We start from the raw sequence: 6,019 nt of genomic DNA on the forward strand, positions 1-6,019 counted from the left end.
GATATACGAATGCAACCGCGCTGACGACAGGTGCAAAGGCAAAGCTTTACTCACTACTTGTGGGGAGAGTCCATATATGATTGTTAGGCATTATCTTCGTCAATTTGGCTAACTATTTCTTCCAGCTCTGGACTTCCAGTGGAGAACCGGTTGAGGTCATAGACGTAATAAAGGTAACCATTATTGCTTACATTTTGGTATCCAATGCTTGGTCTTACATCAGCATAAGGCTCCAAGCATTGGATGATTCTATTCGCATACTCAACTGCTGGCGTTTTAGTTCCCTCCACAGCGGCAATGCCATGTGCAGCTACCGCATCAACAGCGTCATACACATTACTTCTTGTTCCGTAGATCTTCATAGGTGTTCTTCGCCTAACGTTTGGTTAAGGGGCGGGCTTTAGCCCGTCCCAGTGAGCGAAGCGAGCGATTTGAACCACTTATTAGGCTACTGTTACTTATCATTGATTTATAGCGCAATAAAAAATGAGGCAAATACGGTAAGCAAAAGCACTAATAAAGCAACCCATTCAAAGCGATTGAAATTCTTAAATGGGAATGAAAATAGCCCTGGTCGTTTATTTCCCCCCCTTCGAAAATGGTAACTAATCAGAAGATTTCCGCCCGCGATCCATATGACTGCAGCAAATACTAAAATAGCCAAACTAACTGGAGAGTTTGCAGCAATGATTTTTTCTAGTAGGGGTAATGCATCAAGTTCAGAGGAATCTGTCATAGAGGATTTAGTCTAACAGTGATTAGATGGAAGGCGGTACTAACGCGATAGTAGAGCCTTCCATCTAACTCCGCACCATCGGCATACCTGCTCTAGAAAAAAATCCTTTCAAATCATGAAATTACTGGCCGGCCTCTAAAGCCTGGACGTATTCGCTTGACTTCCTCTTTTTGCTCCACCATTACGACTGTACAAAAACGCAGCCATGGATCAACTTTCGCCCCCTCCAACAAACCGTGCTTGCAAGAGCAGCGGATGATAGAGCAACGCGAATTCCATCGAATCTCCCCTAGGTTTCGTTGCGCTCTACCTAGGCTACATACTTCGACCTACTCGAAAACCTCATAATGCCGCGTCACGTCGACGGTCACTTGCCCCCAGCGAGAAGCACGCACGCGGGTCTGATGAAAATCGAAGGCCTGGCGATCAACAAACTCCTCAAAAACCTCGAAACGCAGTGGGTTCTCGGCATTCTCGGTAACGGTGAAGCCTATACAACCAGGCTCGCCCAGCGTAAGGGCACCTCTAAACACTACCTGCGTTGCCATCGCTGCGTTAAAAACAGGCTCAAAATGCTCATTTACAGCGCGTAAACTGCGCCTTTTCGCCTGTTTTTGCCTTGCGCTGGCTGCCTCGCCTACGTTTTTAGAGATGCCCTAAAGCGCCGATGGTCGATCAGCTCGCGACGCACCTCTTGCAAGTCCTTTGCCGGCACCAGGATGTAGCCCCTCAGTGTCACTTTGGCTATAAGCGTCCCTCTCGATGGATCGTCCGCGTCGTTATTGCCCCTGCACTGCCTCCAACACCAGCCGATACAGACCCTGCAAACGCTGAGCATCCTCTTCCTCCAGCGTTTCCTGTTGCAGGCGGCGGGCGAAGACATCTTCCACGCTCAGTTCGTCCAGCGTTTCCCGTGCTTCGCTGGCCAGGCTGGCTGCCGCATTGCCTCGCTCGCGGCGGATGCGTAGCACTTCGACGGGGTGACCTTCGCATAGGGCGTTGATGCGGCTTTGCAGGTCACTGAGGTAGTCGTCGGTGCTCACTTGCACTTCCAGCCATACGGGCCTTTCGGGCGTGCCCTGCTTGGCGATTTCGGCGATGGCATCGGCCAACTCCTTGAGCGAGCCGCGCAGGCTGGCCATGGGCTGGAATACCGGCACGGGCAGGGGCGTGATCGATTGCAGCGCGGCAGCGTCGAATTCCAGCAGCAGCACTTCCTTCTGCTGGCGCGCTTCGTCGAAGGACAGGGCAATGGGCGAGCCGCTGTAGCGGATATGCTCCAGGCCGCCGACCTTTTGCGGGCGGTGGATATGGCCGAGAGCGATGTAGTCAGCAGGGGGGAAGGCGCTGGTAGGGAAGGCCTCCAGGCTGCCGACGTAGATTTCCCGCACCGATTCGCTGGCACTGGCACCGACGGTGGTCAGGTGGCCGGTGGCGATGATTGGCAGTGCCTGGCCCAGCGCCTCACGTTTGCTCAGCGCCAGTTCGTGCAGTGCCCGGTAATGCGCGGCGATGGCCTGCTGCAGCGACTGCTGTTTGTCCTGCGCGCTTTGCCCGGCCTGGCTGGCCATGACGTCACGCGGGCGGATAAAGGGGATGGCGCAAAGGATGGCGCCCGGCAGGCCAATGCGATCATTCAGTACCAGCACCTGTTCGGCAAGGTCGAGCCCCACACCGGGCACTACTCGGGTGCCCAGTTGCGCCAGCAGGCTGCGGCTTTCGCCGAGCATGGCCGGTGAGTCGTGATTGCCGCCGAGCACCACCAGGGCGCAGCCAGCATCGCGCAGCTCCACCACCAGCCGGTAATACTGCTCGCGGGCATAGCTGGGCGGGGCGCCGGTGTCGAATACGTCGCCGGCAATCAGCAGTACATCAACTTCATGTGCCCGCACTTGCTCCAGCAGCCAGGCGCAGAAGGCCTGGTGCTCGGCCTGGCGGGTCTTGCCCATGAAGTGCTGGCCGAGGTGCCAGTCGGATGTGTGCAGCACGCGCAGGCTCATAGCGGCCAGTCCTGCACGACGATATGGGTCTTGACCCGCTGCATCTGCGGGAAGGCTTCGATGGCCGCGCGCACTTCGCTCAGGCGCGCCATGTTCGGCGCCTCCACCAGCACCAGCATGTCGGTTTCACCGCTGATGCCGCTGCAATGGCGGATTTCCGGGTATTCGCGCATGCGCTCGACGTAATCCTGGCAACGACCGTTCTGGTAGAAGAGCTCGAGGAAGGCCTTGACCCCGCCCTCGCCCGGCACCGCGACCTGGGCGTGGTAGCCGCGAATCACCCCGCTCTGTTCCAGATGGCGAATCCGCTCGCTGACGGCCGAACGGGAAAGGTTGACCTCGCGCGCGATCTGGCTGACGGAGGTGCGCGCGTCGCTGCGCAGCAGGGCGAGGATCTGGCGATCGAACTTGTCCACGGAGGTGTTTCTCGGGCGGCAATCAGGTTGACGGGCAGAACCGCCATTTCGTCGGCAAAAGGCGACAGCCTGCAAGCGGGCGGCGCTCTACCATGGCGGCATTGGAAAAGTGACGAGCATACCCTATGAGTCGATTGAACAAGGAATTGGGCCTGCTGCAGGGCGTCGCCCTGCTCAGCACCTCGCTGCTCGGCACTGGCATCTTCGTGGTGCCGGCCCTGGCGGCCACGGCGGCGGGCCAGGCGTCGCTATGGGCCTGGATGATCCTCATTGCCCTGGTGTTGCCGGTGGCCTTCACCTTCGCCCAACTCGGCAGGCGCTTCCCCCATGCCGGCGGCGCACCGCACTTGATCGGTCGCGCCTTCGGTCTGCGCATGGAGAGTGTCAGCGCTCTGCTGTTTCTCGCCGTGCTACCGGTCGGTCTGCCCGCTGCGTTGCATATCGCCAGTGGCTTCTGGTTGGCGCTGTTCGATCTCGACCGTGTCGGCCTGCTGGCCATCGAACTGGCGACACTGGGCGCCATCCTCCTGCTCGGCCAGCGCCCGCCGAAAGCCTCGGGTTTGCTGCAGGGGATGATCGCCGTGGCCATCGTCGCAAGCGTGGCGCTGATCTGGTGGATGGGCGATCTGCCGCGCGCCAGCCAACCGCTTCTGCCATCGATGGACGGGCAATGGCACTTGCTGCCGACGGCGCTGGGGGTGATGTTCTGGTGCTTCGTCGGCATCGAGGCCTTCACCCATCTGGGCGAGGAGTTCAAATACCCGGAACGGGACTTCCCCCTGGCGCTGCTGCTCGGTGTGCTGCTGGCTGGCCTGGTGTACTGGGCCTGTTCGGTGGCCGTACTGAGTTTCGCCACCTACGGCGATGTGCACAGCGACACCACTGCCCTACCCCGTCTGTTCGAACAACTGCTGGGCGAGCGCGCCCGCGTCTTGGTGGCGGTGCTGGGTTACCTGGCCTGCTTTGCCTCGATGAACGTGTATATCCAGGGCTTCGCCCGGCTGATCTGGAGCCTGGCCGAGGAAGGTCGTCTGCCCGCCACGCTGGCCGTGCGCAACCGTCAGGGCGTGCCCGGCAAGGCGCTGCTGCTGGTGGTGATCAGTTGCGCGCTGTGCGCCGTGCTGTCGGCCACCTTGCATCTGTCGGTGGATGATCTGATTCGCTACGCCAACGGCAACTTCGTGGTGATCTACCTGCTCAGCATGGCCGCCGGCTGGGTGTTGCTGCGCGGCGTCTGGCGCCTGCTGGCCGGGCTCAGCACTCTGCTCTGTGCCGCCGTACTGGCGATGCTCGGCAATGATGCCCTCTATGCCGTGACACTTCTCGGCGCCCTGCTGCTGATCGATCATCTGCGCGCCAGGCACAAAGCGCTGGCGTAAGGTGGATCACGCGTCACCGATCTACCATGCGGATGACCTGGAAGCGCATGGGGTTCTATCCTTGAACGGAACCCGCCGAAAGGAAGCCTCATGCGCCGCGTACTCAATGACCTGAAAATCATGATCCTGGCCAACCTGTGGATCGTCCCGGTGGTGGCCGGCCTGGTTTGGGCGCTGTTCCAGTTCGTCGCACCGCCACCGCCGATGAGCGCGAGCATGGCCACCGGCGCCCAAGGCGGCGCCTATCAGCAGTTCGCCGAACGCCTCAAGGAAGAACTGGCCAAGGAAGGTTTCGAGCTGACGCTGGTACCAACCTCTGGCTCGCGTGACAACCTGCTGCGCCTGCTGGCCAAGAAACCGGAGGTGCAGATCGCCCTGGTACAGAGCGGCCTGGAACGTCAGTTGGCGCCCGACGAACAACGCCAGTTGCAGAGCCTGGGAGCGATCTATCAGGAGCCGCTGTGGCTGTTCTACCGGCGTGCGGTCAGCCTGGATCGTATCGCCGACCTGCGACCACTGCGCCTCGGCCTTGGCGGCGAAGGCAGTGGTACACGCGCCGCCAGCGACGCCATTCTCGGTGCCAACGCCATCCTCCCAGAGCAGTATCCCGATACCTGGCAGAGCATTGGCGGCGGCAAGGCTGCCCGCGCATTGATGGCCGGCGAGCTGGACGCCGCCTTCTTCGTCGGCCCGGCGGAAACACTCTGGTGCAACAACTGGCGGCCAATTCGGGCATCGCCCTGGCGCACTTCCGTCGCGCGGCCGCCTACGAGGCGCGCCTGCCCTTCTTCAATCAGGTGAAGGTCGGTGAAGGCCTGCTCGACCTGGCCAGCAATGCGCCAGATCGCGACATCGTCACCCTGGCCCCGGTGGCCACGCTGGTGGTCAACGACGACTTCAACCCCGGCCTGGTGCCACTGTTTCTCGACGCCAGCCGCGAGGTGATGAAGAACGGTACCCTGCTCGACGCCGCCGGCACCTTCCCCAGCGCCGAGCCGCGTACCTTCGAGCTGCACAAGGATGCCGAGCATTACTACGCCAAGGGCCTGCCGATCCTGCAGCGCTACCTGCCGTTTCGCATCGCCTCGCTGGCCGACCGCTACATCATCCTGCTGATCCCGCTGATCGTGGTGATGATCCCGCTGTTCAAGGCCGTCGGCCCGATCTACCAGTGGCGCATCCGCGCGCGCATCTACCGCTGGTACAAGTACCTGCGCGAGATCGACCGCAAGCTGCACGCAGGCTCCCTGCCGGATGAGCTGGACAGCGAGATCGAGCGCCTGGAGAAGATGGAAGACGAACTGGCAGCGGTTGAAGTGCCGCTGTCGTACTCCAACCAGCTGTACGAGCTGCACCTGCATGTGCGCTATGTGATCGAGCGGCTGCGGGCCCTGCAGCAGCGCCGCCAACTGTAGATACCGTCTTACTCATCACCTCGCAATCGCTAGCTGTGAGTCAAAAGGTTTGCCGGATTTGAGCACGCCGTAG

The 6,019-nt window shown here is 60.5% G+C and carries 5 protein-coding genes and 1 pseudogene; 2 read left to right on the forward strand and 4 right to left on the reverse strand.

From position 1 onward, the window contains the following. Window positions 1-83 precede the first annotated feature (83 nt). The 4 genes from VC352_RS24725 to VC352_RS24740 all read right to left on the reverse strand — a co-directional run bounded on the left by VC352_RS24725 (window position 84) and on the right by VC352_RS24740 (window position 3,152). Window positions 84-362, reverse strand: coding sequence for a hypothetical protein (locus VC352_RS24725; RefSeq protein WP_322982148.1), 279 nt, complete (start codon window positions 360-362; stop codon window positions 84-86). A 703-nt stretch (window positions 363-1,065) separates the two neighbouring features. Beyond that, on the reverse strand, window positions 1,066-1,284 hold the full coding sequence (locus tag VC352_RS25665; protein ID WP_416340240.1) for a putative quinol monooxygenase: 219 nt from the start codon (window positions 1,282-1,284) through the stop codon (window positions 1,066-1,068). A gap of 231 nt (window positions 1,285-1,515) precedes the next feature. Next, on the reverse strand, window positions 1,516-2,736 hold the full coding sequence (gene sbcD, locus VC352_RS24735; protein WP_322982150.1) for an exonuclease subunit SbcD: 1,221 nt from the start codon (window positions 2,734-2,736) through the stop codon (window positions 1,516-1,518). Next, window positions 2,733-3,152: an Lrp/AsnC family transcriptional regulator gene (locus VC352_RS24740; protein WP_322982151.1), complete on the reverse strand. Its 420-nt coding sequence runs from the start codon at window positions 3,150-3,152 to the stop codon at window positions 2,733-2,735. The genes sbcD and VC352_RS24740 overlap by 4 nt, the downstream gene beginning before the upstream one ends. Before the next feature lie 125 nt (window positions 3,153-3,277). Between VC352_RS24740 and yjeH the strand changes: the two genes are divergently transcribed. Both yjeH and VC352_RS24750 read left to right on the forward strand, forming a co-directional pair. Continuing rightward, window positions 3,278-4,531, forward strand: a complete 1,254-nt coding sequence (gene yjeH, locus VC352_RS24745; RefSeq protein ID WP_322982152.1) for an L-methionine/branched-chain amino acid transporter — start codon at window positions 3,278-3,280, stop codon at window positions 4,529-4,531. A 90-nt stretch (window positions 4,532-4,621) separates the two neighbouring features. Next, window positions 4,622-5,946, forward strand: a pseudogene (locus tag VC352_RS24750) (TAXI family TRAP transporter solute-binding subunit). Window positions 5,947-6,019: the final 73 nt, after the last annotated feature.

It is taken from the genome of Pseudomonas sp. C11 (genome assembly GCF_034683865.1).
In the GTDB taxonomy this organism is placed as follows: domain Bacteria; phylum Pseudomonadota; class Gammaproteobacteria; order Pseudomonadales; family Pseudomonadaceae; genus Aquipseudomonas.

Excerpts from the sequence above, each read along its gene's own strand:
- VC352_RS24725 (WP_322982148.1), bottom strand. The coding sequence starts at position 362 with ATGAAGATCTACGGAACAAGAAGTAATGTGTATGACGCTGTTGATGCG.
- VC352_RS25665 (WP_416340240.1), bottom strand. The coding sequence starts at position 1,284 with ATGGCAACGCAGGTAGTGTTTAGAGGTGCCCTTACGCTGGGCGAGCCT.
- sbcD (WP_322982150.1), bottom strand. The coding sequence starts at position 2,736 with ATGAGCCTGCGCGTGCTGCACACATCCGACTGGCACCTCGGCCAGCAC.
- yjeH (WP_322982152.1), top strand. The coding sequence starts at position 3,278 with ATGAGTCGATTGAACAAGGAATTGGGCCTGCTGCAGGGCGTCGCCCTG.